Raw genomic sequence first — 25422 nt, 5'->3', positions numbered from 1 at the left:
AGGTGTCAGTCACCGCCCGACGTTAGAATCCCGACCGTTCGCCCCCCACCGAACAATGCCCGCCCCGCGCCACCCCGCACCGCGCAGGACCGAACCGGCCGCCACACCCCGCGCCACCCCGCGCCGCGCCGCGCCGCCAAGATCGTGCTCGATCCTGGATTTAGTGGCCTCCGCGCGCGCCGAGGCCACTAAATCCAGGATGTTGCGTCCACCGCTCCGTCTGACCCGGCGGCCGGGGGGTCAGGCGCGGCCGCTGGTGGGCGTCGGGGGTTGGGTGGGGGTGAGGGCTTCTTCGGGGATGGCCAGGGTCGCGGCGAGGGCGGGCCGGCCGGTCGCGGTGAGGCGGACCGCGCGGCCTGCGCCCGGGGCGGTCCAGCCCAGCTCGGCGAAGCGCCGGCAGAGCGCCGTGCCGAGCGCCCCGGCCAGGTGCGACCGGCGCTCGGTCCAGTCCAGGCAGTCGCGGACCACCGGGCGTCGGGCGGTGCGCAGCACGTCCACCGGTACGCCCAGCCCGGCGGCCCACGCCCACCCGTCGGGGGTCAGCGTCAGTCCGCTGGCCCGGTCCAGCCGTCCGTCGGCCAGCAGCGCGTCGTACATCAGCACGCCGAGCCGCCCGGCGAGGTGGTCGTAGCAGGTCCGGGCGTACGCCAGGGCAGCTCCGGTGCTGGCGGCGCGCAGCGACCCGGTTGGCGCGGGTGGGGCCGGGGCGTGCCCGACCAGGTTCTCGATCAGCTGGGCCACCGACGGCCCGGCCAGCCGCAGGTAGCGGTGCCGGCCCTGCCGCTCCTCGACCAGCAGCCCGCCCCGGACCAGCCGGGTGAGGTGGTCACTGGCCGTGGACGGCGCGACCCCGGCCCGCCGGGCCAGTTCGCCAGCCGTCCAGGCCCGGCCGTCGAGCAGCGCGAGGCAGATGCCGGCCCGGGTGCCGTCGGCCAACAGGGCGGCCAACTCCGCCATCCCCCGGCCCTCGGTGACAGCGCTCATCGCCCCATCATCGCCCCGACCCGGTGCCGCACGGGCAACCGGGGTGCGGATGTCCAGCCCTTTACAACGTTGTATCCATCGTTGTAAGAACGAGGGCACACACCGCCCACTCCCCCGAGGCAGGTCCATATGCGACACCTCCGCCGCGGCGGCGCGCTCGCCGCCGCGCTCGGCCTGATCCTGGCCGCGTCCCCGATTGCGCCCGCTGCCGGCTCCGACGGCCCGTCCCGCTACCGAAATCCGATCTCCACCGCCGTGGGCGACACCTTCGCCGACCCGGTCATCGTTCGCGGCGACGACGGCTTCTGGTACGCCTACGGCACGACCGACCCGCTGCGCGAGGGTGAGCGCGAGTTCCATCGGGTGCCCACGGCCCGCTCGGCCGACCTGGTCGACTGGACGTACGTCGGGGATGCGTTCGGCCCCGACCAGCGCCCGCCCTACGCAGCGCCCGGCGCGGCGTACTGGGCACCGGACGTGCGCCGCCTCGGCGACCGGTGGGTCATGTACGTGACGGTCACCGACACCACCGTCTCCACCGAGGGCAGCGACTACGCGATCGGCGCGGCCACCGCCCCCAGCCCGACCGGGCCGTGGACCTTCGCCACGCAGCCGGTTGTCGCCCCGCGCCCCGGCGGCGGTGGTGGCTACCTGTGGACCATCGACCCGAGCCAGTTCACCGACGTCGACGGCCGCAGCTATCTCTACTACGGCAGCTACTACGGCGGCATCTCGGTCACCGAGCTGAGCCCGGACGGGCTGACCGCGGTCGGCACGCCGACCCTGGTGGCCGTCGACAACAAGTTCGAGGGCAGCTACGTGCTGCGCCACGACGGCTGGTACTACCTGTTCGCCTCCACCGCGAACTGCTGCGCCGGCCCGGCCACCGGCTACTCCGTCCAGGTCGGACGGGCGCGCACCCCGCGCGGCCCCTTCACCGACCGGGACGGCGTGGCGCTGACCGCGTCCCGGGCCGGCGGCACACCGGTGCTCACCCAGAACGGCAACCGGTGGATCGGCACCGGCCACAACGGGTTCCTCACCGACCTGTCCGGCCAGGACTGGATCGTCTACCACGCCATCGACCGCGCCGACCCGTACCTGGACGAGCCGTTCGGCATCAACGAACGCCCGATGTTGCTGGACCGGCTGGACTGGATCGACGGCTGGCCGACGGTGAACGCCGGCGCCGGGCCGTCCGAGGGCACCCGGCCCGCACCGGTGACCACCGGCCCGGTCGACGACCGGTTCGACACCGCAGGGCTGGCCGGCTGGCGACGGTCCGCCGGCGAGTGGCGGGTCGCCGACGGTCGGCTCACCGGCAGCGGCGCGCTGACCAGCCGTACCACCGTGGGCGGGGACGTGCGGGCGGAGGCCGACCTGCGGCTCACCGGCGCGGCCGCCGCCGGGATCACCCTCGGCGACCGGGTCGAGGTACGGGTGGACGCGGCCGGCGGCCTGCTGGTGGCCCGCGACGGCGACCGGCGGGCCACCGCGCCGCTGCCCGCCGGCTTCGCCTCGGCCGACCAGCACAACCTGGCCGTCGAGGTACGCGACCGGAACCTGGTCGCCGAGCTGAGCCCGGCCCGGCTCGGTGACCAACTCGCCGTCGTGTCGCTGCGGCTGGACCGCCCGGCTGCCGGCCGGCCCGGGTTGACCGCCACCGGCGGCGCCGCCGAGTTCGACAATGTCAGCGCCGTCCGGCTGTACGAGCCGGCGAAGCGGGCGGTGCCCGAGCCCCGTGTCGGAGCGCCGCTGCGGGCGTACTCCGACGAGTTCAGCGACGGGCTGGACGCCGACTGGCGGTGGGTACGCGAGGACCCGGCGGCGACCGTCTCCGGTGGCGCGTTGCGCTGGCCCGTGCAGGCCGCCGACCTGACCGGCACCGGCAACACCGCCGGTGTGCTGCTGCGCGACGCGCCCAGCGGCGACTACGTCGCCGAGACCCGGGTGACGCTGGATCTGGGCGAGGAGACGGTCCGCAACTACCAGCAGTCCGGGCTGGTCGCGTACGTCGACGACGACCGGTTCGCCCGGCTGGCTCAGGTGGCGATCTGGAACACCCGGCAGGTCGAGTACGGCTATGAGCTGCCCTTCGCCGGCCAGCCGGTGTACGGCGGCAGCATCGTCGGCACCCCGGCCACCACCACCTGGTTGCGGCTGGCGCACCACGTCGACCCGGTCACCGGGGAGCACGAGTTCCGGGCCGGGTCCAGCCGGGACGGGCGTACCTGGACGTGGGGTGCGGTGTGGACCTTCCCGGCCGACACCACTCCCCGGATCGGGCTGGTCGCGCACGGCGGCGCCGCGCCCCCGGTGACCGCCGAGTTCGACTACCTGCGCTTCTACCGCTGAGGCGTGCGGAAGGGTCCCCTGTCAACGCCCACTGTTGTACAGGGGACCCTTCCTCCCTGTCCGAGCGTCACCGATGCCGCAGGCAAGGCCCCAGTAGATGTCGTTCGACCCGAAGGGCATCCAGTCGATGCCCCGGTCCCGCAGTCAAGCGCGGACGGCAGCCATCGGCTGCGGACAGCCAGGTGTGTTGTCATAGGTCGCGATGGTCACCCAATCGGGGTTGGCAGCGTTCACGGCCACCATGATGCCTGCTCTGTTCGGCCCGCGGCAGCCTCCCGAGGCTGAGTGTGAGTGTCGATACCGGTAATCGGGAAGTCCTGCGGGGACGACAGACCCAGCCCGTTCCAAGAGATCAATTTCTGCGTCGAATGCCGTTCTTGCCTACTGTCGTACTCTGAAGGGGCCGCGACGCCACTTTGGCGAGTCGGGCCCTAGCGCTCGCACCCCGGGCGGATAGAAGTAGCCGCATGATCTGGACGAGGCTCAGAAACGACCGCACTGCTCACCGACTTCGCGCCGTTGCCGACCTGCAGTTTCCTGCCAGCGGGCGTCAGCGTCTACAGAATCAGTATCCCCACCTCAGCGACGACGACATTCGCCTGGTCGAAACCGCGACCCGACAGTGGTTCCGGCTCATCGTCCGCCATTCCAGCACGAAGCTTTCGATGCCGTCGGTGGTCGTAAACGATCTGTGGCAGGAGCTGACCCTGCATGCGCGGGATTACGCCGCCTTCTGCGACGCCGCGTTCGGGGGCTTTCTGCACCATCAGCCGAGGTCTGAGATCAGCGCTGACCCGGTCAATACCAATCGCACGCCCCTGCTGCTGGCCACGCTGAGCCACGGCCGCCGGGACGAGGGTTGTGGCCCAACCGACCTTCCCTTGCTGTTCCGGGTGGACCAGGAGCTCTGCCTCCGAGATGGCAACCGCTACCTGGCCGATTGCGGAGGGCGTGGCGAGTGCTTCCCGGGTTCCAACCTGGTCTGCCTGCAACACCTCGCAGGGCAGGGCAAGCGGCTCAGGCCACGCGGCATCCGCGGCGATCTGCCCTTCAACGACGGCCGCCACGGCTACGCCGGTGGTGCAGGCGGCGGTGGTGGCGGCGAGTTGAGTGGCGGAGGCGATGGCGGGGGCGGCGATGGTGGTGGGGGCAGCAACTGAGGCCCGCGGCTCACCAGGCCGAGCGACAGCGGCCGAAGAAGTCAGGTGCGGCGGCAATGCCCGATTGTCATCTCTGCTGTCCCTGACCGAGGAGCCCACGAGTGCGCGTCAGCATGGCGACCAGCGCCGGTAGGCCCGGCCGGCCGAACGAGGACTTCTTCGGCGCTGTTCCCGATGCCGCGGTGCTGCTGGACGGCGCCGGCATCCCGGGAACCGAGTCGCTCTGCTCCCACGGTGTCACCTGGTACACGCACCGTCTCGGCGGCGCGCTGCTCGGCGGGCTGTCACGTACCGACGGGCGGGACCTCGCGGCGATCCTGGCCGCCGCGATCGGCGAGATAGCCGCCGACCACCGGGACACCTGCGACATCACGAACCCGAGCAGCCCGCAGGCGACCGTTCTGATGGTCCGCGCCCACCGCGACCGTCTGGACTATCTCCTGCTGGCGGACTCCTTCCTCATCCTCGACCGGGCCAGCGACGGGCCGCAGGCCCTCACCGACGAACGTGAGGTAACCGCCAGGCGCATCTGCTCGGCGCCCCTAAATGGCGTTCCCCGGGGAACGCCGGAGTACGACCGCATCCGAGACGCCTGCGCCGAGGCGCTGCGGGCTCGCCGGAACCAGCCCGGTGGCTACTGGCTTGCGAAGGACGACCCTCAGGCGGCGCACGAGGCGGTAACCGGCAGCCGGCCGATTTCCGACCTGGACAGCGTCACTCTGCTGAGCAACGGCGCCAGCCGCATCGTCAGCCCGTACGGCCTGACGGACTGGCGCGGCGTACTGCAACTGCTCGGCACCAACGGGCCGGCCGACATCATCGGCCGCGTACGCCAGGCCGAAGCCTCCACAGGCCCGAACGCGCCGGTCCCGGACGACGCCACCGTTGCGCACTGGACCCGCCTGCCGCGCTCCGAGGCCGACCTGCGGCGGCCGGCAGCCGATGACCGCTGAACAGCTCAGTCGTCCGGCTCCCCAGCGATCTCCGCGAGTCGCTGAGCGGTCAGCTGCGGAGGACGCCAACCGAGAGCCTCTGCGTGGCGGAGGAATTCCTCCGGTAGACCCACCCGATACGTCTCCACGTAATACGGAAGATCGTTCGGCCACGACCATTCGCGGTCGGTGAGGATGGCGAGTGGCGCGATCTCGGGCCGCGCCGGGTGCAGTTCGTCGAACGCGTAACCTGCCGCCGCGGCGAGCGTGCAGCCGCCGGTGAGATAGCCGACCACCGGAGCGACGAGGTGTTCGACGAGACTGCCGCGAGCGTCCCGCAGGCTGATCTCCGCCGAATCGCCGTGCGGCAGATCCCTGAAGTAGCCGACGTCCCGCACCCGGACCACCCCCCCTCCGATGACGGCGCCACGACAGTATCCGAACCGGACGGTCGCGGGAGATCAGCGTCGCTGGCGGGTCAGCGGCGTCACGGTCCGAACCGTGCCGTCGTAGCTGCGGCCCGCGACGAACGCGCCCGTCGGCCGCTGACCGCCGGCGACGGCGCGGGCGAGCCGCAGGTCCGCGTTGCGGAACCGCAGCGCCAGGCTCAGGTGCGGCACCCACGCCCCCGGCGCGTGCCACGGACGATGTCCGGCAGCGTCGGTGAGCACGTCCCACACGGCAGCGTGCAGCGTGGACAGCGCGCGTGTGGGTCGGACGAGCCAGACCAACGGCGCGCTGCCGTCGAGAACGACGACGCGGTCGAGCGTGACCGGCACCGGCAGCGCGGCGTCGAACAGCTCGGCCAGGCGATGCTCGGCGCCGGGCGGGAACTCGTCCACCGCCGCGAGGGTGAGGTGCGGCCGGTTGGTCGGGTGGATGTTGCGCGCCAGGCTGGGCAGTCCGGCCGCGGCCAACCGGTCCCAGGCGGTCCGGACCGCGTCGTCCAGCTCCACCGAACAGATCAACTCGACCGTACGCACCCCCGCACGCTAGCCCGGCTGCGGTTCGGTGCTCCCATCGAGGACGCTCACCGGACGTTCGAAGAATGTCTCGAGCACGACGATGGTCTGGGTGCTGGTCACTCCGCCGATGTCGAAGATGCTGCGGAGCGCCGCCTGCAGGTCTTCGGTGGTCGCGGTGCGGATCTTCACCAGCAGCGAGGCCGCGCCGGCGATGATGTGCGCCTCCTGGATGCCGGGTATGGCCGAGAGCGCTTCCCGTGTGTCACCCATCCACGTGTTGCCGTCGACCATCACGAAGGCCGACACGCCGCGCTCCACGGCGGCCGGGTCGACGTCGATGGTGGTGCGGCGGATCACCCCGCGTTCGCGCAGCTTGCGCACCCGTTCGTGCGCCGAGCCGGCGGACAGACCCACCGCCTTCCCCAGCACGGCGTAGGACTGGGTGGCGTCGTGCTGCAGGCACGCCAACAACGCTCGGTCGATGTCATCTACCACGAAGCCGCTCCCCGAGATGTGATCTGCCCAGTGCGCCTGTTGACCTTATCAGGTTCGGCGCGACTAGGATCTGGCCGAACGTGGTGCACGAGATCCAGGAGGCGCGGCGATGACCGAGACCGTTCCCGCACAGTTCCACCTGCTCGACGAGCGGTTCCGTTACCTCGACGGCGACTTCGTCGCCGAACGGCTGTACACGGGCGCACGCAAGACCGAAGGTCCGGCCTACTTTCCAGCCGGCCGGTACCTGGTGTGGAGCGACATCCCCAACGACCGGCTGTTGCGCTGGGACGAGTGCACCGGCGCGGTCGGCGTCTTCCGCCACGCCTCGGGCTACGCCAATGGCAACACAGTGGACCGCCAGGGCCGGCTCGTCACGTGCGAGCAGGGCAACCGGCGAGTCACCCGCACCGAGCACGACGGCACGATCACCGTCCTCGCCGACCGCCACCAGGGTCGGCGGCTCAACAGCCCCAACGATGTCGTGGTACGCGCCGACGGCACGATCTGGTTCACCGATCCGAGCTACGGCATTGACTCCGATTACGAGGGCAACAGGGGCGACAACGAGTTCGACGGTGGCTGCTACGTGTTCCGCCTCGACCCGGCCACCGGCGACCTGCGCATCGTCGCCGACGATTTCTGCCGCCCCAACGGCCTGGCCTTCTCCGGCGACGAGCAGCAGCTCTACATCGTCGACACCCGACAGGAACCCAGCCACATCCGCGTTTTCGACGTCACCGCCGACGGCGCTCTGACCGGCGGGAAGGTCTTCGCCGAATGCGATTTCGGCCGCTTCGACGGCATCCGCGTCGACGACGCCGGGCGGGTGTGGGCCGCAGCCTGGGACGGTGTGCACTGCTTCGACCCCGACGGCACCCTCATCGGGAAACTCCTGCTGCCCGAATCGGTCGCCAACCTCACCTTCGGCGGCCCGAGACGGAACCACCTGTTCATCACCGCCGGCAACTCCGTGTACGCGCTCCGAGTCACCTTCAACGGCGCCCGCTACCCCGCTCCCGCTGGCCCGCCCCCGCGTCGATCATGAAGTTAGCGTCACGACACGCCGGCACCGACGTCGCTAACTTCATGATCACCGGAGCGGACGCGTCAGCGCGGACCCGGGGGGGAAGTTGGGGGGGGTTAGAGCCAGCCGTTGTTGCGGGCGGTGCGTATCGCTTCGGCGCGGTCGGACGCGCCGAGCTTCTGCACTGCGGCGGAGAGATGGTTGCGCACGGTGCCGGTGGACAGGTGCACCCGGCGGGCGATCACCGCGATCGGGGCGCCGAACTCGGCCAGCCGCAGTGTCTCCAGCTCGCGGGGGGTCAGGGGGCACGCGGGCAGGGTGAGCGCGTCGGCGGCCAGCGACGGGTCGACGTACCGGCCGCCGGCATGCACGCGGCGGATCACGTCGGCGAGCGCGCTGCCAGGCGAGCCCTTGGGTAGGAACCCCCGGGCGCCGGCGGTCAACGCCTGGCGCAGGTGCCCCGGACGGCCGTGCCCGGTGAGCACGACCACCCCGCATTCGGGGCGGGCGCGGGTCAGCTCGGCGGCGACTCCGATGCCGTCCAGGCCAGGCATCTCCAGGTCCACCACGGCCACGTCGGGGCGGTGCGCCAGTGTCGCGGTGACCGCCGCCGGGCCGTCGGCGGCGTGGGCCACCACCTCGATGTCCGGCTCCAGAGCGAGCAGCGCGCCGACCGCGACCCGGATCAGATCCTCGTCGTCGGCGAGCAGGACGCGGATCACGACGCCACCGGCACGGTGGCCTCGAGCGTGAACACTGCGTCCTCCCGGCGCACCCGCAGCTCGCCGCCGGCGGCGGCGAGCCGGTCGACCAGCCCGCGCAGGCCGTGGCTGTGCCCGTCCGGGCCCCGCCCGTCGGCGCCGTCGTTGGCCACCGTCATCCTGACCACGTCGTCCTCCCGGTGGATGTGGATCCGGCACCAGTCGGCCCGGCTGTGCCGCAGCACGTTCGTCCCCGCCTCGCGCAGCACCGCCGCCAGCTCGGTGGCCGCGCGCTGCGGCAGGTCGGCCGGCGGCGGCACGACCGTGCAGCGCACGCCGCAGGAACGTAGTACGCCCACCACGGCGGCCAACTGCTCGCCGAGGTCGACGGCCCGGTAGCCGTGCACGGTCTCCCGCACCTCGGTCAGCGCGGACGCGGCGAGGCGCTGCACCTCGGTGGCCTCCCGGCCGGCCCGCTCCGGGTCGACGTGGGCGAGCCGCGCGGCGAGTTCGGCCTTCAACGCGATCACCGTGAGGCTGTGCCCCAGCACGTCATGCACGTCTCGGGCGAAGCGCAGCCGCTCCTCGGCGGCGGCCAGCCGGGCCTGGGCGGCCTGGCCCTGCCGGGCCTCCACGAGCACGTCCCAGAACCAGACCTGGAACCCGTTGACCGCGGCGATGCCCACCCCGACCCCGCCGGTCACGGCCAGGTGTTGCCAGACCGATCCGCCGGTCCACCACCCTACGCCCAGCGACACCAGCAGGACCCCGGCCGCGACCGCCAGCCCGGCCGGGAGGCGGACCAGCAGTGGCGCCATCCCGATCAGCGAGGCACCCAGCCACGCCCAGGTCGGCCAGACACCGGCCGCCACCGGCCCCACCAGCGGGACGGTCAGCACCGCCACCCCGGCCAGGCCCAGCTGGGCGCGACGCCGCCAGCGCTGGTCGAGCCACGGCGTCACGGCGGCGTACAGCACGGCGGTCTGGGTGGCCACGAAGGCGAGGATGCCGACCGCGCCGAGTGCGACGCGGCCCGGGTCCGGCTCGCGGCTCAGCCCGACGGCCGGCAGCAGGGCGGTCGCCCAGACGCCGGTGGCCAGCGACAGCAGCGTCGCCTGCCGGGCCCGGTGCAGCCGGCGGTCCGCCCGGGGAGTCACCGCCTCGCTCGCCACGCACCGATCCTAGGACCGCCCGACGCCCGATCCACCCCTGCGGTTGTCACGGTTGGACCGTGCAAAACGCACGGTTTTCCGGTGACGGACGAGCCTGCCCACCGCGCCGGGACGCGGGCAGGGTCTACGGCATGGAAACGACACGGACGCACTCCGACACCCTGGCCGTACCACCGAACGGGTCGCTGCCGGCCGACTCGCCGGCAGCACCGGGCACGACGCCGGCCACGACGGCGGCCGGCCGTTCGCGGCGGCTGCTGTGGCACCTCGCCGAGATGGCGCTCGCGATGGTCGCCGGGATGCTGCTGCTCGCCCCGTGGTGGGACCTGGCCGGTGCCGCACTGGGGCTGGCCGGACCGCTGGATCGACCGGAGGTGGCCGCGCTGGTGATGGCCACCAACATGACCGTGGGTATGACGGTGTGGATGCGTTACCGGGCGCACCGATGGAGCGCGGTCGGCGAGATGGCCGCCGCCATGTACGTCCCCTTCCTGCTGCTGTTCGCGCCGATGTGGGCCGGCCTGCTGGACGCCGACGCGATGCTGCTCGGTGGCCATCTGCTGATGGTGCCGGCGATGGTGCTGGTGGCGGTGCGGCATCGGCACGAGGCGCCCGCGCCGGTACGCCGACACCCGGCCGTGGTGGCGCTCGCCCGCCGCTGGCCGACCGGGTTGGCGCTGCTCATGGGCCTGGACATGGTGTTCGACCCGCAGGTGCTCAGCCCCTGGACGATGCTGGCGCTGCCCGGCGGCTACCTGCTGATCGGTGTGGTCCGCCGCACGCTGCGCGGTCCGGGCGTGCTCGCCACCCAACTGGCCGGCCTGGCCGGCTGGGTCGCCCTGACGCTGGTCGCGGTCACGGCCGGCGGACGGACCGGCGCGTGGCTGGTGGCGTTCGGCTGGCTGGCGCATGCCGGGTGGGACCTGGTGCACCACCGCACCGGCCGGGTGGTGCCGCGCGGCTACGCCGAGTGGTGCGGGGTGCTGGACGCGACGCTCGCCGGCGTGATGATCCTGGCGATCCTGACCACCGGCGGCTGACCAACCGCGGGCCGGCATGGGCGGTCGGGTGGCTGTTGGGCCGGTCGGCGCAGCGGGGGCGGCGGCGTGATGAAAGGCTTGGCGCATGAGTTCCGCACCTGCACAGCACGACGCACCTACCGACACCACCCCCGACGGCACCGACGAGGCGAACGCCTTCACGGAGCTCGGGCTGCGCGCCGAACTGCTGGGCGCGCTCGCCGCCCTCGGTTACGAGGAACCGACCCCCATCCAGCGGGAGGCGATCCCACCGCTGCTGGAGGGTCGGGACCTGCTGGGTCAGGCGGCCACCGGCACAGGCAAGACGGCGGCGTTCGCGCTGCCGCTGCTGAACCGGATGCCGCCGCACCGCCAGGGCGGGGACCCGGTGGCGCTGGTGCTGGTGCCGACCCGGGAGCTGGCGGTGCAGGTCTCCGAGGCGTTCCACCGCTACGGCAAGGACCTGGGGGCGCGGGTGCTGCCGATCTACGGTGGGCAGCCGATCGGGCGGCAGCTGCGGGCGCTGGACAGCGGGGTCGACGTGGTGGTGGCCACCCCGGGGCGGGCGCTCGATCACATCGCCCGGGGCACCCTGCGGCTGGGCGGGCTGGCCACGGTGGTGCTGGACGAGGCCGACGAGATGCTCGACATGGGCTTCGCCGAGGACATCGAGGCGATCCTGGAGCACGCCCCCGCGCAGCGCCAGACCGTACTCTTCTCGGCCACCATGCCGTCGCGGATCGACGGGATGGCCCGACAGCACCTGCGCGAGCCGGTCCGGATCGAGATCGGCCGGGAGCAGACGGTGGCCGGTGAGGCGCCCCGGGTGCGGCAGAGCGCGTACATCGTGACCCGGGCGCACAAGCCGGCCGCGCTGGGCCGGGTGCTGGACGTGGAGTCACCCACCGCCGCGATCGTGTTCTGCCGCAGCCGGGAAGAGGTCGACCGGCTGACCGAGACGATGAACGGCCGGGGCTACCGGTCCGAGGCGCTGCACGGCGGGATGAGCCAGGAGCAGCGGGACCGGGTGATGGGGCGGCTGCGGGCGGGCACCGCCGACCTGCTGGTGGCCACCGACGTGGCCGCCCGCGGGTTGGACGTCGAGCAGCTCACCCACGTGGTCAACTACGACGTGCCGTCGGCGCCGGAGTCGTACGTGCACCGGATCGGTCGGGTGGGCCGGGCGGGGCGGGAGGGCGTGGCGATCACCCTCGCCGAGCCGCGTGAGCACCGGATGCTGAAGACTATCGAGCGGGTGACCGGCCAGCGGATCACCATCGACAAGATCCCCACGGTGGCGGACATGCGCACCCGCCGGCTGGAGCTGACCCAGGCGGCGCTGCGGGAGAGCCTGCTGGAGGACGACCTGGACCCGTTCCGGGTGATCGTGGAGACGCTGACCGACGAGTTCGACCTGATGGAGGTCGCTCTCGCCGCCGTGAAGCTGGCGCACGAGGTGACCTCGCCGGGCTCGGACGACGAGGAGGAGATCCCGCAGGTGCCGGTGCGCGGCCCCCGCGAGGGTCGGCCGGAGGCCGGGGGCCGGGGCGGTGACCGGCGCGGTGGCGGCCGGCCGCGCGTGGGCGGTAACACCGTCCAGGTATTCGTCGGCCTGGGCCGGCGCGCCGGGGTGCGCCCGCAGGATCTGGTCGGCGCGATCACCGGGGAGACCGGGATCAGCGGCCGGGACATCGGCTCGATCGAGATCGCCGACCGGTTCTCGCTGGTGGAGGTGCCGCAGGGCGTGGCCGACGAGGTGATCTCCGGGTTGCGTTCCAGCACCATCAAGGGCCGCAAGGCCACCGTGCGCCGGGATCGCGGCGGCGACCACCGCTGAGCGCGCCGCCGGCGACCGTCGGGTACGACGGTCGCCGGCGCAAGGATCAGAAGGAGTACGGGCCGAACCGGCCCCACGCCACCACCGCGGCGAGGACGAGCAGCACGGCGCAGGTCACGGCGCCCTGCATCTCCATCCGGCGCCGGTCCTCGGTGTCCTGCCTCTTCAGGCCGCGCAGGTGCACCAGAATGCCGCCGACCATGACGATGACCAGCCCGACGGCGGCCAGCGGGGTGAGCACGGTGGCGATGCCGGTGAGGGCGGGCAGTACGAGCCCGATGGCGGCCAGCAGCTCGACGGCGCCGAGTGCCTTGACCTGGGTCGGCGGAACGGGGTCAACCCAGCCCATCCGGTCGCGCAGCTTCTCCTTGGGCTGGGTCAGCTTGGCCAGGCCGGCACCGCCGAACACGACGGCGAGCAGGATCTGGATGATCCAAAGGACCACGTTCACGGGGGTTCCTCCCGGGGGCCGCCTCGTGGCGGAGAGGTAGTTGAGGGGTTCGAGCAGGACAGTACGGTTCGCTGATCGACTCGTACAGCAGGGAGCCCCCGCCGTCCGAAGACGACGGGGGCTCCTTGGTCGGATCGTCAGGCCACGGCGAGCGCCGAGCCGTCCAACGCGTCGACCTCGGCCGGGCGCAGCGCCAGGGCGAGCACGTCGGCGACGTCGGCCAGGGTGTGCACGGTCAACGCCTCGCGCACCTCGGCCGGCAGGTCGTCCAGATCCGGCTCGTTGCGCGCCGGGATGATCACCTCGGTGAGGCCGGCCCGGTGCGCAGCGAGCAGCTTCTGCTTCACCCCGCCGATCGGTAGCACCCGCCCGGAGAGCGTCACCTCGCCGGTCATCCCGAACTCCGGGCGGACCGGGCGGCCGGTGACCAGCGACGCCAGCGCGGTCACCATGGTGATGCCGGCGCTCGGGCCGTCCTTGGGCACCGCGCCCGCCGGGAAGTGGACGTGGATCCGGCGCCCGGCCAGGACGTTCGGGTCGATGCCGAACCGCCGCCCGTTGGAGCGCAGGTAGGAGAGGGCGATGTGCGCCGACTCCTTCATCACGTCACCGAGCTGGCCGGTCAGGGTCAGCCCCGGCTCGCCCTCCATGCTGGTCGCCTCGATGAAGAGCACGTCCCCGCCTGCGCCCGTGACGGCGAGGCCGGTGGCCACGCCGGGCACCGCGGTGCGCTCGGCCGATTCCGGGGTGAACTTCGGTCGACCCAGGTAGCTGGCGAGGTTGTCGGTGTCGACGCGAACCGGGGTCGGGTCGGTCGCCAGCGTCACCGCCACCTTGCGCAGGATCTTGGCCAGGCCACGTTCGAGCTGCCGGACGCCGGCCTCCCGGGTGTACTCCCCCGCGATCAGCGCGAGAGCCTCGTCGGCGATGCTCACCTCGTCGGCGGTCAGCCCGGCCCGCTCCCGCTGCCGGGGCAGCAGGTGGTCCCGGGCGATGGCGACCTTCTCGTCCTCGGTGTACCCGTCCAGGGTGACCAGCTCCATCCGGTCCAGCAGCGGACCGGGGATGGACTCCACCACGTTGGCGGTGGCCAGGAAGAGCACGTCGGACAGGTCGAGGTCGACCTCCAGGTAGTGGTCCCGGAAGGTGTGGTTCTGCGCCGGGTCGAGCACCTCCAGCAGGGCGGCGGCCGGGTCACCGGCGTAGCCGGCGGCCAGCTTGTCGACCTCGTCGAGGAGCACGACCGGGTTCATCGAGCCGGCCTCGCGCAGCGCACGGACGATCCGACCGGGCAGCGCGCCGACGTAGGTACGCCGGTGGCCGCGGATCTCGGCCTCGTCGCGCACGCCGCCGAGGGAGACCCGGACGAAGTTGCGCCCGAGTGCCCGTGCCACGGACTCACCGAGGCTGGTCTTGCCGACCCCGGGCGGGCCGGCGAGGGCGAGCACCGCGCCGGAGCCGCGACCGCCGACCACGCCGAGGTTGCGCTCGGCCCGGCGGTTGCGCACCGCGAGGTACTCCAGGATGCGGTCCTTCACGTCGGCCAGGCCGGCGTGGTCGGCGTCGAGCACCGCCCGGGCCGCGCCGAGGTCGGTGTTGTCCTGGGTACGCGTGCCCCACGGCATCTCGAGGACGGTGTCCAGCCAGGTACGGATCCAGCCCGCCTCCGGGGAGGCGTCACTGGCCCGCTCCAGCTTGCCGACCTCCCGCATGGCGGCCTCGCGGACCTTCTCCGGCAGGTCGGCACCCTCGACCCGGGACCGGTAGTCGGCCGAGCCGTCCGGCTCGTCCTCACCCAGCTCCTTGCGGATCGCGGCGAGCTGCTGGCGGAGCAGGAACTCCCGCTGGGACTTCTCCAGCCCCTCCCGCACGTCGGTGTTGATCTGCTCGGTGACCTCCTGCTCGGCCAGGTGTTCCTTCACCCAGCCGACCAGCAGCTCCAGCCGGGCGGTGACGTCCGGGGCGGCGAGCAGTTCGGTCTTCTGCTCCAGGCTCAACCAGGGCGCATAGCCGGCCGAGTCGGCCAGCTCGGAGAGGTCGGTCATCCGCTCCATCGCGTCGATGACCTGCCAGGCGCCACGCTGCTGGAGCACGGAGGTCGTCAGGGCGCGGTACTCGCGGGCGAGCTCCCGGGCCCGGCCAGCGGGGGCGGGTTCGTCGAGTTCGGTCGCCTCGACCCAGAGTGCGGCGCCGGGGCCGGGCACGCCGGAGCCGATCCGGGCCCGGGACAGGCCACGGATGACGGCGGCCGGCTCACCGTCGGGCAGCCGTCCCACCTTCTCGATGGTGGCGACCGCGCCCACCGGGCCGTACTCGCCGTCGATGCGGGGCACGGCGAGCAGCTTGCGGTCACCGGTCGCGCGGGCTGCGTCGACCGCGGCCTGAGTGGTCGGGTCGAGGGTCACCGGGATGACCATGCCGGGCAGCAGCACGGCATCGGTCAGAGGAAGTACCGGAAGAGTTGCCATCGAACACCTGCTATCGCGTTGACTTGAGCGTGTCTCACTCAAGTAACAAAGCGTTCCCCTTGTTCCGGGGTGTGACCCAGGCCACTGTCCGGCTCCGGTCGGCGGGCCGGCAGCAGCAGCTCACGGGTCAGCCGTCCGCCACCGGCGATCGCCACGGCGAGCGGGATGGCGAGGCTGATCGCGGCCGGGCGGTGGCCGCGATCCGGCGGACCACCCCACGGGTGCGGGTGGTGGCGATGTCCGGTTCGACCGACCCGGCGCCCGCCTTGGACGCGCTGCGCGCCGGCGCCGAGGGGTACCTACCGAAGACCAGCGAACCGGGGGATCTCCTGCCCCCGCTGCTCGCCATCCTCGATGGCTGGGCGGTGCTGCCGGCGGAACTGCTGCGCGCCGTGCTGCAGCCTGCGCGCGCCGCACCGGTCGACCTGGGTGACGAGGAGCGCAGGCTGCTGCGGGCGATCGCCGCCGGCCGTAGCACCGTCGACATCGCCGAGGAACTGCACGTCTCGTAGCGAACGGTGAAACGGATGACCGCCACGCTGCTGCGGAAGCTGCGGGTATCCAACCGGGCGGAGGCCGCCGCCGTCGCCGGACACGCCGGTCTGCTCGGGTGAATGAAGACGGCCAGCGCCCCGATTCGGCGTCCGTTCGCGGATTTGCTCGCCAACCAATCGCGACGCGCCGAAATGAAAAGGGCGCATATTGTTGCGGTTTCCCCGGGTGGTGGGTCAGACTTTGGACACATCCCGCCACACACAGGGAGTAATCGGCAATGGCGAGAAAAGTAATCACGGTGCTGACCGACGACCTCGACGGTGGGAAGGCAGACCGGACGGTCGAGTTCAGTCTCGACGGCGTGGCCTACACGATCGACGTCTCCGACGAGAATGCCGGCGTCCTGCGCAAGTCGCTGGACCCGTACATCAATGCGGGTCGGCGCATCGGGCGGGGCCCGGTTGAGGGCGCTCGAGCAGTCCGGCGGCCGGGGCGACCCAGCGGCGCCGGAATGGATCGGGAGCAGAACCGGGCCATCCGGGAATGGGCCGTCAAGAACGGCTACAAGATTTCCGAACGGGGCCGGATCCCGGTCGAGGTGGTTGAGGCGTACAAGAACCGCTGACCGGACGACACACAGACGGGGCCCGCCGGAAACGGCGTGGCCCCGTCAGATTGTCCGCGGCCGCCTTTCGGGCCGATGGGTCATTCCCCATCACTCCCCTCGGTAGACACGGCGCGGCGGCCGGTCACCCCGGGCTGTCCGCCCCGGGTGACCGGCCGCCGCAGGTCGACTCAGACTCAGTTGACCTCGATACGCACCGCGTCGAACGCCGGGGTCTGGTTGGCGCGTTCCATCATCGGCAGCCGGTGCGAGCCGTCGCCGGCCCAGACCGCACACTGCGCGGTACCCGACTCCGGCAGACCCGGGATCTGGATGGTTACCTCGTCCGGCTGGGCACTACCGCGCCCGTCCTCGGTGGCCACGAAGAACGCGGGCACCTCCTGCGGCTCCGGCGGGGTGGTCAGGCTGTCCAGCATGCGGCAGGCGGTGTGGAAGTGGCCGCGGACCAGACCCTGGTCGTTGAGCAGCGAGCTCTCCACGTAGTACCCGCCCTGACCAGCCGCGAGGAAGCGGTCCCGGATCAGGTTGCGGGTGCTGACCCGCAGGGTGAAGGCCTGGTTGCGGCCGACCTCACCGGGGAACTGGGTGATCAGCAGCGACGGGTTGTTGGCGGCAGCGCCGACCTCACCGAACTCGGTGCTCACGCAGCGGTTGCCGTTCTGGAAGCCGTCGTGCGGCTGGAGCTGACTCTCGTCGCAGTCGTTGGCCAGCACGCCGAGCCCGGCGCCGGGGGCGTTGCCACCGTTGTTGCCGCCACCGTTGTTCCCGCCGTTATTGCCGCCGCCGGTGTTCCCACCATTGTTGCCGCCGGTGTTTCCGCCGGTGTTCCCGCCATTGTTGCCGCCCGTGTTTCCGGTCGGCTGCACCTGACACTCGGCGAGCTGCGCCAGCCCCTGCGGGCGGGGCCCGACCCGGTCGATGGCGGTCGTGATCCGATCCAGCACCGCACGTCGCTTGGCGGCCAGTGGCTGGAGGATCGAGCTGCGGATGAACGCCTCACCCTTGCTGCCCTCGGCGGCCAGCCGGCGGTCGGCCTCCGCGATCTGGGTCTGCAACTGCGCGAGGTTGCGGTCCACCTCGGCCCGGGCCCGGTCCGGCACCTGCGGCAGCTTCGCCGTCACGTCCGGGCAGGCGATGGCCGAGCCGGTGCCCGACGTACCGTCCTTGCCGTCCTCGCACTCGGGGACCGACTGCTGCCCGTCACCCCAGTGGTTACGCACCCAACGACCGTTCTGCCAGGTCCGGGTGGTCGAACCGGCGCCAGTCGGCGCGGTCGCGCCCGGGCTCGGCTCCACGCACTGCCCCGCAGCCGGTCGCGGCTTGTTCGTCCGCCGATCCTGGGCCGACGAAATCTGGGTCACGGCGACGACTCCGCCGAAGACCACGAGCGTGCCGACAACGGCCAGCAGACGCTTGCTCCGCGCGTTGCCGGATGACCGGCGCGCCCGTGTGGACCTGCGCATCGAATTGCTCTCCTTCTCGATCCGGTAGTGGATTCCTGCCCTCGGCGGACCGACGGATGTGAGAGGGCACGCCACAGCGGCGACCACCGTGACCTACCCGGTAACGTGTCGATGGCCGACGATGCCCTTTCCGCACCGTCTCCCGCGTCCGGTCGACGCGGATGGGGAGATCCTGTTCATTCGCGCAGGAGTACGGGACGGCGACCGGGAAGGTTCAACCGGCGCACAGGAAATTGCCGCGACCCGACGCGGAGCTGGTGTGGAGAAGGGTCAGCAGGTGCGGCAGGCGCTGGTCAGTCGGCGCAGAGGTGGTCGAAGGCGAAGCCGCCCACCAGTTCGTGCCGGCGCTGGCTCAGCGCGACGATGTCCGCGGTCAATTCGGCTCGCGGTTGCAGATCGGGGCCACCGATCTCGGCGGCGCGTAGCCGTTCCCCGACGGCGACCGTGGCGAGGTCCTCGGCAAGCCGGGCCGCGTCGATGCCACAGGAGAAGCGGTGCTCGGTTACCGAGACCCGTTCCACCAGGCACGCATCGGGGCGTACGTGCACCCAACTCCACCCCTGCGCGGGGCCGTCCGACCAGCGCACGTGCAGCCCTCGCACGATCGGGTCGGCGAGCCGCCGGGCCACGTACGCCTCGACCGCCGCCGCGCGGGCCAACGCGCCGAGGTCGTTGACCGGGCCGGTACGGCCGTCCGGCAGCCGCCCGAGGATGTCCCGGAAGCCCACCGGGGCCGCCTCGTCCCCGGCGCCGCCCGCCGCGTAGGCGCGCGCGTCGATCACGTACTCCACCAGGCGTCGGCCGTGCTCGGCCGCCCGCAGCGTGGGCGACCCGACGCGCAGCACCGGCAGCCCGACCGCCGCGCTCACCGCGTCCTTGAGCCGCTCGGCGCGCTGCTGTGCCGAGCCGACCGCAGCGACCGGGCCGATCTCCACGGCGACGATCGGACGCCCGGTGTCGGCAGCGCAGATTACGAAGTCGAAGCCGGCCCGGCTGGCCGAGCTCCACTGGCTGCCGGTGACGCCGGGCGGACGCCCCTGGACCAGCTCGCTGAGCCGGCGCGCCGGGTGGACCCGGTGGCCGGCGCGGGTGAGCAGCGTGTCCCGCCCACCGTCGGCGGGCAGCGCCCGCAGCCAGCCGAGGTCGTCGCTGACGGTGCTCGTCATCTGCCTGATCCATCCGCCGGTCGGTCGCGCCGGGCCGAGTCTAGGCGGTCGATCATGGTGCTCGCCTCGGCGGTGCGGCCGGCGCCGCCCCAACCGGCCGGACCCGCGCGCCCACCGACAGCTCCTCGGCGCGCCCATCACCGGGCCCTCGATGGTGTGCTTCTGCCGGATCGGTCAAGGGAACCGAGGGGACCCGCATTGAGGCCCTCCTGGGGACGAAGGAGGCATTGCAACGTTGTAGAAGCGTCAACGGCGGCCGGACGGTGCCAGCGCTGGACCGCCACTGTGACCGGCATCACAGGAGCGTCGTGTTCCAGAGGTCCTCGCCCGGTGTATCCAGCGGGGTCGCCGGTAGCGGGCCGGCCGGGAGGTCAGCATGTCGCGACAGCAGTTCGGCGGCCTCGCCGAGGGCAGTCTGGGCGCTCGCCCGCGCCAGAGTGACCGCCCTCGCCCTGCTCGCCGGCCTCGCCGGGCTGGTGATCCGACCATCCTCCGGCGACCCCGCGCTGATCGAGCTGGGCGACACCACAAACTCCCCCAGCGACCCATCGCCACCCGCCCGTCCGCCCCGACCGCCGGCCCAGCCCGGAGCGCCAGCGGGAATCCAAGCACCGGGAGCAGCCCGCGCGTTGGCGCGAACCGGCGAGAACGGGGCGCCGTCGGGGCTCCGGACGTCGCGCGGATCGCGGTCGACGCGGCCGGCCGGGTGCCGGGCGTATCCGGCGTACACCCGGCCGCCGTCCGCCTGGCCGACCGGTCCGTGGGCCTCGACCTGCACCTGGTCACCTCGTACGGGCACAGCGTGCCCGCCGTCGCCGAGGCGGTCCGGAGGGCGGTCGCCGACCGGGTATCCGCCGGCACCGGGCTCGCCGTGGCCGCGGTGACCGTCACGGTGGACGACCTGCTCGTCCCCGGCGCGGACGGCGCCGGGACAGGGCGACCGGCAAGACGGCCGGAGGCGGACATGCGGACCGCCAACCGGATCACCTCGCTGCTACTGGCCGCCGCCCTGCTCGCCGGCGGCGCGCTGCTGGCCGTACAGGCGCTGCTGGTCACGCTGGATCGCCCGGCGCCGCTGTTCCCCCGGACCGGCGGGTACGACGCGCTGACCAACACCCAGTGGCGCGACCCGACGGTCCGGGCGCTGGCCGGCGCGGCGTTGCTGCTCGGGCTGTCCATCCTGATCGCCCAGTTGCGCCGCTGGACGCCGGTCCGGCTGCGCATCGACGAGCGGGACGGCTGGTACCTGCACCGCCGCTGTGTGGAGCGCCGGCTGGCCGACGCGGCGCGTGCCGTGCCGGGCGTCCACCGGGCCCGCGTGCGGGTCCGTCGACGCGGCGACCAGTGGCGCCCCCGGGTGCGCGCCAGCGGCGACCCGGCGACCCGCGCCGAGGTCGAGTTCGCGGTGCACCAGGAGCTACACCGACTCGCCGCGCAGCGCACCGGCCGGATCGAGGTCCGGTTGCTGCCCGGAGGGCGGCCCGCATGACCGACGCCGCACACCGACTGCTGTGGACCATCATCGCGCTGCTGCTGGTGGCGAGCGGAGCGGCGGCGCTTGCCGTCAGCTTCGGCGTGCTGCCCGGCGGTGATCCCGGTGCGGTACTGCTCGGCGCCGGGCTGCTGGACCGGTGGCGGCTGGCAGCGCCGTGGAGCACCCTGGCCGCGGCAGTGGCCGGAGTGCTGGTCGCCCTCTCCGGGCAGCGCCTGCTGGACCGGGAACTGCGCCGGCCCGGCCGGGCACTGCGGGGCACACTGAGCCACCCCGGGCGCCGGCCCGGCCGTACCCGACTGGCCGCCGAGGTCCTCGCCCACGCGCTGGAACGCGACCTGACCGGCAACCCCGGTGTACGCCGCGCCCAGGTGATGCTCACCGGCGCACCACCGCACCCCGACGTGTGGATCCGGGTGGACATGACCGCCGACGCCGGGGCCGCCGGCGTACGCGAGCACGTCCACGCCGCGGTCCGCCGGTTCGCGACGACCGCCGACTGCCAACCGGCACACCTCGACGTGACCGCCCGGATCGAGCCCGGCCGCCCCTGACCCGCGCTGCGCGGCGCCAGCCTGCATGATCGCTACCGGGACGGGTGGCGGACGGAGATGTGCGGGATGCGGGTGGTGTCGCTGGTGCCGTCGCTGACCGAGGCGGTGGCGCTGACCCTGCCGGGGGTGCTGGTCGGGGCCACCGACTGGTGCAGCCACCCGGCCGGGCTCGACGTCGCCCGGGTCGGCGGCACCAAGTACCCGGACCTGGACCGGGTCCGGGCACTGCGGCCGGACCTGGTGCTGCTGAACGTGGAGGAGAACCGCCGGGTCGACGCGGAGGCGCTGCGGGCGGCCGGTGTGCCGGTGAGGGTCACCTATCCACGTACCGTCTCCGGGGCGTTGACCGAACTGGCCGAACTGCTGGCCGAGCTGGGTGCGCCAGCGGAGCCGACCTGGCTGCGGGCGGCCCGGCGGGCGTGGGCGGATCCGCCCCGGCTCGCGCCGCCCCGCCGGGCGGTGGTGCCGGTCTGGCGTCGACCCTGGGTGGTGCTCGCCGACGACACGTTCGCCAGCGACGTGCTCCGCCGGCTCGGCGTGGTCAACGCGTACGACCAGCAGCCCGAGCGCTATCCCCGCCCGAGCCTGGCCGAGCTGCGTGAGCGCAAGCCGGAGCTGGTGGTGCTGCCCGACGAGCCGTACCGGTTCACGGCCGACGACGGGCCGGACGCGTTTCCGGGCGTACCGTGCGCCCTGCTCTCCGGACGGCACCTCACCTGGTACGGCCCGTCCCTGGCCGAGGCGCCCACACTGCTGGCCGACCAGCTGTCCCGGCCCGTGCTGGCCGGCTGACCGCGGCGGGTCAGGTGACGTCGCGGCCGCGCCGGATGGCCCGGATGCTGGCCGCGATGGAGACGGCCAGGATCAGCACCACCACCGCGAGGGTCAACCAGACCGGCAGCTTGCCCACCGGCGTCTCAGCCAGGATCAGCTTGACGCCCGCGAAGGCCAGCAGCAGGGCCAGCCCGTAGCGCAGGTAACCGAAGTGCCGCAGCAGGCCGGCGAGGCAGAAGTAGAGGCTGCGCAGCCCCAGCACGGCGAACGCGGTGGCCGTCCAGACCAGGAAGGTGTTGGTGGTGATGGCGAGGATCGCCGCCACCGAGTCGATGGCGAACACCACGTCGGTGGCCTCGATGGCGACCAGCGTCACCAGCAGCAGGGTGGCCTGGCGCCGGCCGGCGACCCGGGTGGTGAACCGGTCGCCGTGGTACTGGGCGTCGGTGGGTACCACCCGCCGGAACAGCCGGACCACCAGGTTGCGCTCCGGGTCCACGTCCGGCTTCCCGCGCACGGCCAGCCGCCAGCCGGTCCAGACCAGGAAGGCACCCAGCACGAACGCGGCCCAGCTGAGCCGGTCCAGCAGCTCGGCACCGGCGAGGATGAACAGCAGCCGGAACACGAGCGCGCCCACCACGCCCCAGAACAGCACCTTGTGCTGGTAGCCCGGCGGGACCCGGAAATAGCCGAAGATCAGGGCGAAGACGAAGACGTTGTCCACCGAGAGCGCCTTCTCCAGCAGATAGCCGGAGAAGTAGGCGCTGGCCGGCTCGCCGCCCAGGCCGAACCAGACGACCAGCCCGAACAGCAGGCCGGCGCTGATCCAGACAGCACTCCAGACCACCGCCTCGCGCAGCTCGATGACGTGGCTGTCCCGGTGCATGAGCACGTCGATCGCGAGCATCACGGCGATCACCGCGCCGACCGCCGCCCAGGCCCACAGCGGCACCGCGACCGTCGCCTCGTCCACCCGGCGCCCCCCGCGTCGACCACTGTGCACCGCCGCGCTGCCCCGCCGGCCGGCCGCTCCCGAGCCTAGGCGAGCGGCCGATCCGGCGAAGTCGCTCCGGCGAAGTCGCTCCGGCGAAGTCGATGCCCCGGCGGCCGGCGCGCCGGCCGCCGGGCCGGCGGCGATGATCAGGCGACCGGCATCACCTGCGTCGGATCGGGAACGGTGTCATCGGCGTCGTAACCGATCGAGTTGGTCACCTGCACGACGCCACTGACCTGGGCCGCGAGCCGGCCGGCGAGGTCGACGGCGGAGCGGCGGTCCAGCCGGCCCGCCAGGGTGACCTCGCCATGGCGGACCTCGACGGTGACCAGACCGTCCCGCACCGCGAGCACCCGACGCAGCACTTCCTGCACCACGTCCTCGCGGATCTCGGCGTCCGAGCGCAGGTGCACCCGCAGCAGGTCGGCGCGGCTGACGATGCCGACCAGCCGACCCAGGTCGTCCAGCACCGGCAGCCGCTTGACCTGTTCGTGATCCAGCAGCCGGGCGGCGGCCGGCAACGACGCCTGCGGGCACGTGGTGACCGCTGGCGCGGTCATCAGATCGCGGGCCAGCAACGCCTCGCTCTTGCCCCGCGCGTCGCGCTGTCGGCGGCTCTCGAAGATCCGACGCTGCGCCGGCTCGCCGGCACGCTCGATGCGGTGCAGCAGGTCCGCCTCGGACACCACGCCCAGCACCCGGCGGAACCCGTCGACCACCGGCACCGCGCTCACGCCGCGGCGCAGCAACAGGTCGACCATCTCCCGGTACGGGGTGTCCGCCACCACGGTCACGACCTCCCGGGTCATCACGTCGCCCACCTGCCAGGTCCTCATCACGGCCTCCCTTTCGTAACTCCACCTCGGACGCTACGACCGATCGACGGCCACGGTCAGGGTCGCCGGACCGCGCCGTGGGGGGTCCAAGGTCCCGGGCCTTTGCGGTCCGTCGGCCCTGCTGCCCGACAGTGCGACGGGTGTCCACTTGAGATGCCACCGAGAAGCGCGGTGCGAGGCAGAGAAGGGACGTGGAGACCATGACCGCGACGACCGAGCGGATCACCGCCGAGACCAACGCTCCGGCGGCGGGCACCACCCGGGAGAGGGCCGTCCGGTACATCCTGGCCGGCACCCGGATGGCGCTCGGCTGGATCTTCCTCTGGGCGTTCATCGACAAGCTGTTCGGCTTCGGGATGGCCACCGAGTCGAAGAACGCCTGGATCAACGGGGGCAGCCCGACCAAGGGGTTCCTCACCTTCGGCGTGACCGGACCGTTCAAGGACATCTACGCCAACATCGCCGGGGCAGCCTGGGCGGACTGGCTGTTCATGATCGGCCTGGCCGGGATCGGTGTCGCCCTGCTGCTCGGTATCGGCATGCGGGTCGCCGCCGTGGCCGGCGGACTGCTCCTGGTCATGATGTGGACCGCGGTCCTGCCTCCGGAGAACAACCCCTTCATGGACGACCACCTGATCTACGCCGCGGTGCTGGCGGTGCTGGCGCTGGTCAACGCCGGCGACACCTGGGGCCTCGGCCGGGTCTGGGCACGGCTGCCGATCGTCCAGCGGATGCCCTGGCTGCGGTGACCCACACCGCTTCACCCCTCGGCGGGCGTCACCACCGGTGACGCCCGCCGACACACGTGTGCCCGACCCGCCGCCGCCCGGTGCGCCCGGCGGGTCGCGCCGTTCCGCCGGGGGTGCCGCCCACCGGCAGCGGGTTCCGCCAAAATGCTCCCGGGCCAGGTGGCGGGTCCGCCGCACATCGGTGGGGTGCGATCCGGCAGGATCGACGGTGACCGGACACATCACCCAGCACGGCAGGAGATCCCCGCATGAACCAGGCAGCAGGCGCCCGATCCGGCAAGCCCGAGGTGGGTCCGATCGAGGGTGCGCCGCCGGCCGACCTCGTGATCGAGGACATCACCGTGGGCGAGGGCCCGCAGGCCGAGCCGGGCCAACTGGCCAGCGTGCACTACGTGGGCGTGTCGCACTCCACCGGCGGCGAGTTCGACTCGTCCTGGAACCGGGGTGAGGCGTTCGAGTTCCCGCTCGGCGGCGGCCAGGTCATCGCCGGCTGGGACCAGGGCGTGATCGGCATGCGCGTCGGCGGCCGGCGCCGCCTCACCATCCCGCCGCACCTGGGGTACGGCGACCGCGGCGCGGCCGGCGTCATCAAGCCGGGCGAGACGCTGATCTTCGTCGTCGACCTGCTCGACGTGCGCTGACGGAACGTGGGGGTCGCCGGCCCACGCCGGTGGCCCCGCTCGGCCCGTCCACCAGGGCCTGAGGAAG

The 25422-nt window shown here is 72.7% G+C and carries 25 protein-coding genes; 13 read left to right on the top strand and 12 right to left on the bottom strand.

Annotated features, from left to right (window positions below; genetic code table 11):
- Nucleotides 1-240: 240 nt before the first annotated feature.
- Nucleotides 241-984, bottom strand: coding sequence for an ArsR/SmtB family transcription factor (locus tag OG470_RS26475; RefSeq protein WP_328416464.1), 744 nt, complete (start codon nt 982-984; stop codon nt 241-243).
- 129 nt (nt 985-1113) lie between these two features.
- Between OG470_RS26475 and OG470_RS26470 the strand changes: the two genes are divergently transcribed.
- From OG470_RS26470 to OG470_RS26460, 3 genes are all read left to right on the top strand, one after another.
- Entirely contained in the window at nt 1114-3339 is a 2226-nt protein-coding gene (locus OG470_RS26470; RefSeq protein ID WP_328416462.1) for a family 43 glycosylhydrolase, read from the top strand.
- 467 nt (nt 3340-3806) lie between these two features.
- Nucleotides 3807-4499, top strand: a complete 693-nt coding sequence (locus OG470_RS26465) for a hypothetical protein (RefSeq protein ID WP_328416461.1) — start codon at nt 3807-3809, stop codon at nt 4497-4499.
- A 101-nt stretch (nt 4500-4600) separates the two neighbouring features.
- The gene (locus OG470_RS26460) at nt 4601-5452 is read left to right on the top strand and encodes a hypothetical protein (RefSeq protein ID WP_328416459.1); all 852 of its coding nucleotides are present in this window, start codon (nt 4601-4603) and stop codon (nt 5450-5452) included.
- Nucleotides 5453-5457: 5 nt separating this feature from the next.
- Here OG470_RS26460 and OG470_RS26455 read toward each other — a convergent pair whose 3' ends face one another.
- The 3 genes from OG470_RS26455 to OG470_RS26445 all read right to left on the bottom strand — a co-directional run bounded on the left by OG470_RS26455 (nt 5458) and on the right by OG470_RS26445 (nt 6891).
- Complete coding sequence (locus OG470_RS26455; RefSeq protein WP_328416457.1) at nt 5458-5829, bottom strand: hypothetical protein; 372 nt, start codon at nt 5827-5829, stop codon at nt 5458-5460.
- Nucleotides 5830-5892: 63 nt separating this feature from the next.
- Nucleotides 5893-6414, bottom strand: coding sequence for a 2'-5' RNA ligase family protein (locus OG470_RS26450; protein ID WP_328416455.1), 522 nt, complete (start codon nt 6412-6414; stop codon nt 5893-5895).
- A gap of 9 nt (nt 6415-6423) precedes the next feature.
- A complete protein-coding gene (locus OG470_RS26445) occupies nt 6424-6891 on the bottom strand; it encodes an Lrp/AsnC family transcriptional regulator (RefSeq protein ID WP_328416453.1) in 468 nt (155 codons plus the stop codon).
- A gap of 109 nt (nt 6892-7000) precedes the next feature.
- On the opposite strand from OG470_RS26445, the gene OG470_RS26440 reads away from it, so the two are divergent.
- The gene (locus tag OG470_RS26440) at nt 7001-7939 is read left to right on the top strand and encodes an SMP-30/gluconolactonase/LRE family protein (RefSeq protein WP_328416451.1); all 939 of its coding nucleotides are present in this window, start codon (nt 7001-7003) and stop codon (nt 7937-7939) included.
- Between the two features lie 95 nt (nt 7940-8034).
- On the opposite strand, the gene OG470_RS26435 is transcribed toward OG470_RS26440, so the two are convergent.
- Together OG470_RS26435 and OG470_RS26430 are read right to left on the bottom strand one after the other, a co-directional pair.
- The gene (locus tag OG470_RS26435) at nt 8035-8640 is read right to left on the bottom strand and encodes a response regulator transcription factor (RefSeq protein WP_328416449.1); all 606 of its coding nucleotides are present in this window, start codon (nt 8638-8640) and stop codon (nt 8035-8037) included.
- The gene (locus tag OG470_RS26430; protein ID WP_328416447.1) at nt 8637-9791 is read right to left on the bottom strand and encodes a sensor histidine kinase; all 1155 of its coding nucleotides are present in this window, start codon (nt 9789-9791) and stop codon (nt 8637-8639) included. The genes OG470_RS26435 and OG470_RS26430 overlap by 4 nt, the downstream gene beginning before the upstream one ends.
- 131 nt (nt 9792-9922) lie before the next feature.
- On the opposite strand from OG470_RS26430, the gene OG470_RS26425 reads away from it, so the two are divergent.
- Both OG470_RS26425 and OG470_RS26420 read left to right on the top strand, forming a co-directional pair.
- A complete protein-coding gene (locus OG470_RS26425) occupies nt 9923-10831 on the top strand; it encodes a hypothetical protein (protein WP_328416446.1) in 909 nt (302 codons plus the stop codon).
- An 85-nt stretch (nt 10832-10916) separates the two neighbouring features.
- Nucleotides 10917-12647 (top strand): DEAD/DEAH box helicase, encoded by a 1731-nt coding sequence (locus OG470_RS26420; RefSeq protein ID WP_328416445.1) that lies wholly within the window; start codon nt 10917-10919, stop codon nt 12645-12647.
- Nucleotides 12648-12693: 46 nt separating this feature from the next.
- Here OG470_RS26420 and OG470_RS26415 read toward each other — a convergent pair whose 3' ends face one another.
- Nucleotides 12694-13098, bottom strand: coding sequence for a DoxX family protein (locus OG470_RS26415; RefSeq protein ID WP_328416443.1), 405 nt, complete (start codon nt 13096-13098; stop codon nt 12694-12696).
- A gap of 137 nt (nt 13099-13235) precedes the next feature.
- Entirely contained in the window at nt 13236-15566 is a 2331-nt protein-coding gene (gene lon / locus OG470_RS26410) for an endopeptidase La (protein ID WP_328416441.1), read from the bottom strand.
- Between the two features lie 71 nt (nt 15567-15637).
- On the opposite strand from lon, the gene OG470_RS26405 reads away from it, so the two are divergent.
- Both OG470_RS26405 and OG470_RS26400 read left to right on the top strand, forming a co-directional pair.
- Nucleotides 15638-16078, top strand: a complete 441-nt coding sequence (locus OG470_RS26405) for a hypothetical protein (RefSeq protein ID WP_328416439.1) — start codon at nt 15638-15640, stop codon at nt 16076-16078.
- A 260-nt stretch (nt 16079-16338) separates the two neighbouring features.
- A complete protein-coding gene (locus OG470_RS26400; RefSeq protein ID WP_328416437.1) occupies nt 16339-16686 on the top strand; it encodes a histone-like nucleoid-structuring protein Lsr2 in 348 nt (115 codons plus the stop codon).
- 176 nt (nt 16687-16862) lie between these two features.
- Here OG470_RS26400 and OG470_RS26395 read toward each other — a convergent pair whose 3' ends face one another.
- Nucleotides 16863-18149, bottom strand: a complete 1287-nt coding sequence (locus tag OG470_RS26395; RefSeq protein WP_328416435.1) for a hypothetical protein — start codon at nt 18147-18149, stop codon at nt 16863-16865.
- 293 nt (nt 18150-18442) lie between these two features.
- A complete protein-coding gene (locus OG470_RS26390; RefSeq protein WP_328416434.1) occupies nt 18443-19315 on the bottom strand; it encodes a DUF2726 domain-containing protein in 873 nt (290 codons plus the stop codon).
- A gap of 706 nt (nt 19316-20021) precedes the next feature.
- Between OG470_RS26390 and OG470_RS26385 the strand changes: the two genes are divergently transcribed.
- From OG470_RS26385 to OG470_RS26375, 3 genes are all read left to right on the top strand, one after another.
- Entirely contained in the window at nt 20022-20804 is a 783-nt protein-coding gene (locus OG470_RS26385) for an Asp23/Gls24 family envelope stress response protein (protein WP_328416432.1), read from the top strand.
- On the top strand, nt 20801-21361 hold the full coding sequence (locus OG470_RS26380) for a hypothetical protein (RefSeq protein ID WP_328416431.1): 561 nt from the start codon (nt 20801-20803) through the stop codon (nt 21359-21361). The genes OG470_RS26385 and OG470_RS26380 overlap by 4 nt, the downstream gene beginning before the upstream one ends.
- 66 nt (nt 21362-21427) lie before the next feature.
- The gene (locus OG470_RS26375) at nt 21428-22153 is read left to right on the top strand and encodes a helical backbone metal receptor (RefSeq protein WP_328416430.1); all 726 of its coding nucleotides are present in this window, start codon (nt 21428-21430) and stop codon (nt 22151-22153) included.
- A 10-nt stretch (nt 22154-22163) separates the two neighbouring features.
- Here the strand turns inward: OG470_RS26375 and OG470_RS26370 are convergent, their stop codons facing one another.
- Nucleotides 22164-23108, bottom strand: a complete 945-nt coding sequence (locus tag OG470_RS26370) for a TerC family protein (protein WP_328416428.1) — start codon at nt 23106-23108, stop codon at nt 22164-22166.
- A gap of 167 nt (nt 23109-23275) precedes the next feature.
- Nucleotides 23276-23965 carry a CBS domain-containing protein gene (locus OG470_RS26365; RefSeq protein WP_328416426.1) on the bottom strand — a complete coding sequence of 230 codons (690 nt, stop codon included), beginning with the start codon at nt 23963-23965 and terminating at the stop codon, nt 23276-23278.
- 191 nt (nt 23966-24156) lie between these two features.
- Between OG470_RS26365 and OG470_RS26360 the strand changes: the two genes are divergently transcribed.
- Together OG470_RS26360 and OG470_RS26355 are read left to right on the top strand one after the other, a co-directional pair.
- Nucleotides 24157-24714 (top strand): hypothetical protein, encoded by a 558-nt coding sequence (locus OG470_RS26360; RefSeq protein ID WP_328416424.1) that lies wholly within the window; start codon nt 24157-24159, stop codon nt 24712-24714.
- Nucleotides 24715-24962: 248 nt separating this feature from the next.
- Entirely contained in the window at nt 24963-25355 is a 393-nt protein-coding gene (locus OG470_RS26355) for an FKBP-type peptidyl-prolyl cis-trans isomerase (protein WP_328416422.1), read from the top strand.
- Nucleotides 25356-25422: the final 67 nt, after the last annotated feature.

It is taken from the genome of Micromonospora sp. NBC_00389, assembly GCF_036059255.1.
In the GTDB taxonomy this organism is placed as follows: domain Bacteria; phylum Actinomycetota; class Actinomycetes; order Mycobacteriales; family Micromonosporaceae; genus Micromonospora.
The sequence above is the reverse complement of the archived record's forward strand: the minus strand, read 5'-3'. Positions and strand labels throughout refer to the sequence as shown.